Source organism: Geminicoccus flavidas, from assembly GCF_009806515.1.
GTDB lineage: Bacteria > Pseudomonadota > Alphaproteobacteria > Geminicoccales > Geminicoccaceae > Geminicoccus > Geminicoccus flavidus.
Genome location: NZ_WUJP01000385.1, coordinates 1 through 2,553, shown reverse-complemented (window position 1 = coordinate 2,553; position 2,553 = coordinate 1). Strand labels below are relative to the sequence as shown.

General features: G+C 63.1%; 3 protein-coding genes and 1 pseudogene. 2 read left to right on the top strand and 2 right to left on the bottom strand.

Annotation, left to right across the window (positions count from 1 at the left end):
- Together EQG76_RS32175 and EQG76_RS10910 are read left to right on the top strand one after the other, a co-directional pair.
- The coding region (locus tag EQG76_RS32175) for a hypothetical protein (protein ID WP_235031310.1) at positions 1-212 on the top strand (212 nt) is incomplete at its 5' end.
- Positions 213-320: 108 nt separating this feature from the next.
- Positions 321-677 (top strand): annotated as a pseudogene (locus tag EQG76_RS10910) (haloacid dehalogenase); the annotation flags it as partial.
- A 72-nt stretch (positions 678-749) separates the two neighbouring features.
- Here the strand turns inward: EQG76_RS10910 and EQG76_RS10905 are convergent.
- Both EQG76_RS10905 and EQG76_RS10900 read right to left on the bottom strand, forming a co-directional pair.
- On the bottom strand, positions 750-1,241 hold the full coding sequence (locus EQG76_RS10905) for a cupredoxin domain-containing protein (RefSeq protein ID WP_159713283.1): 492 nt from the start codon (positions 1,239-1,241) through the stop codon (positions 750-752).
- A 27-nt stretch (positions 1,242-1,268) separates the two neighbouring features.
- On the bottom strand, positions 1,269-2,553 hold a 1,285-nt coding region (locus EQG76_RS10900; RefSeq protein ID WP_235031309.1), incomplete at its 5' end, for a copper oxidase.

Here is a 2,553-nt window from a genome sequence, read left to right as displayed (position 1 = left end):
CGAAGGTGGCCACCGTGACGCCCAGCGCCGACCCGAATGCCTTAGAAGTTTTGCAGTTCCTCCAGCGAGGAGATCGGGCCGTAGACGCGCTTGTTCCTCGCTCCGAGGTTGGTCATGTTCGGACCGTCGATAATAACGATCTGGCGTTCGCGCTTCGAGGACCGAAAGCCGAGCGCCGATGGAAAGGTGACCGTGCTTTGCTCCTTTCGTAACTCCTAGTCTGAGCTGCTGCGAAAGTTTAGAATCACAAAATAGATCAGGGGCAACCACTTTATCATATTCCGCCGACTACCACACCCAGGGATTGGGCCCGGCTAGGCCGCAAGAGTAGGGTCGTACAAAAGCTCCAGGGCCAGGGCCGCGTTGTGGCGATGGCTGGCGAAGGGGTGAACGACGCACCAGCGCTGGCGGCAGCGGATGTCGGGATTGTCATGGGCACGGGCACCGACGCCGCCATCGCCCGTGCCAGGCATCTCAGCGCCGCCACCATGAACAACATCCGGCAGAACCTGTTCTTCGCCTTCGTCTACAACGCCCTGGGCGTGCCGGTGGCCGCCGGCATCCTCTATCCGTTCTTCGGCCTGCTGCTCAGCCCGATCATTGCCGCGGCCGCAATGGCGCTCAGCTCTGTCTCGGTGATCCTGAATGCATTGCGGCTGCGCACGGTCCGCGTGTGAACAGGCAACTTGTATTCGTACTGTGGTGATGGGGACGGGCCGGGGCGCCGGCCCGTCCTCTTTCCTGGAGTATCAGCCCGTCTTCTTGGACTTCGCGAGCTTGGCCTGATGCACCATACCCGCTTCGTAGTGGCCGGGCATCTGGCAGGCGAAGACAATGTTGCCCTGAACCGGCTTGTTGAATTTCCAGATCACCGTCTTGGTCTCGCCAGGCGCCAGCGTCACGGCACTCGGGTCATCGTCGTGCTTCATGTCCGGGTTCTTGGCCATCAGCTTCGCGTGAGCCCGCTGGGACGCGGTGTCGCCGACCGAGAACTCATGGTCGCCGGCGCCCTTGTTGGTGATCACGAACTTGATCGTCTCGCCCTGCTGGATCGTACCGACGTCCATGATGAGCTCCATGCCGTCCGCATCATCGGCAATCACCTCTACCGCGCGGGTGACCTCGCTCTCCTGGCCAGGCTCACCAAACTTGTAGTGGCCGTGCCCGGCATCGGCGAAGGCTATGCCGCCGGCAAGCGGGACCATGACTACAGCCGGCAAGATCGCATTAAAGATGCGCATCGCTGTCTCCTGTTCTAGCGTGAATACTCAGGTGGCGCGGCCGCTGTCATCGACACGCCAGGCAACTGTCCCCTCGGGATGTTCGAACCAGCCGGGGTCGGCATAGTCATCGGATGCGATGTCCGCCCGGACCTTCAGGACGGTGAACATGCCCCCCATCTCGATCGGGCCGAAGGGTCCTTCGCCTGCCATCATCGGCAAGGTGTTCTCGGGCGGGCTCATGCCGTGGGCGGCCATGTCCTGCATCTCGGCCATGCCCTGCTCGCCCATCGGCATGTACATGTAGTCGGGCAGCAGCTTGCCGATCCGCTTGGTCGCCACGCCCTGGCGCACGCCGATCATGTTGGCGATGCCATGTCCCATGGGGCCCATGGTGTGATGCGACTTGTGGCAGTGGAACGCCCAGTCGCCTTCCTCATCTGCCACGAACTCGATGGTACGCATTGCTCCCACCGGGACGTCGACCGATACCTCCGGCCACTGCGCCCCTTCGGGGATCCAGCCGCCGTCCGTGCCGGTGACCTTGAAGTCGTAGCCGTGCAGGTGGATCGGGTGGTTGGTCATGGTCAGGTTGCCAATCCGGATCCGCACCCGGTCGCCCTTGCGCACCACCAGAGGATCGATGCCCGGGAACACCCGGCTGTTCCAGGCCCAGGTGTTGAACTCCAGCATGACCGAGGTGTCCGGCACCCAAGTACCTGGCTTCACCTCGTAATTTGCCATCAGGAAGCCAAAGTCGCGGTCGACCTGCCGGAAGGACGGGTCCTTCGGATGGACGATGAGCAGGCCCATCATGCCCATCGCCATCTGGACCATCTCGTCCGCGTGCGGGTGATACATGAAGGTGCCGCTCTTCTTGAGCGAGAACTCGTAGACGTAGGTCTCGCCCGGCTGGATCTGCGGCTGGGTCAGACCACCTACCCCATCCATGCCGCTGGGCAGAAGGATGCCGTGCCAGTGGATCGTGGTGTGCTCGGGCAAGCGGTTGGTGACGAAGATCCGTACCCGGTCGCCCTCGATGGCTTCGATGGTCGGGCCAGGCGAGCTGCCATTATAGCCCCACAGATGGGCGATCGAACCGGGTGCCAGCTCGCGCTGGACCGGCTCCGCGACAAGATGGAATTCCTTCACCCCATCGTTCAGGCGCCAGGGCAAGGAGCCACCATTGAGGGTGACAAACGACGTGCGCCCGCCCAACTGCTTCCGTGGCAAGGGTTCGCGTGTCGCCGGATCGGTGAAGCGCCGCGGCTCGCCCAGTGCGCGGGCCTGGGCATCGGAAAGAGAAGCAAGGGCCGCGCCTGTGCCAAGGGCG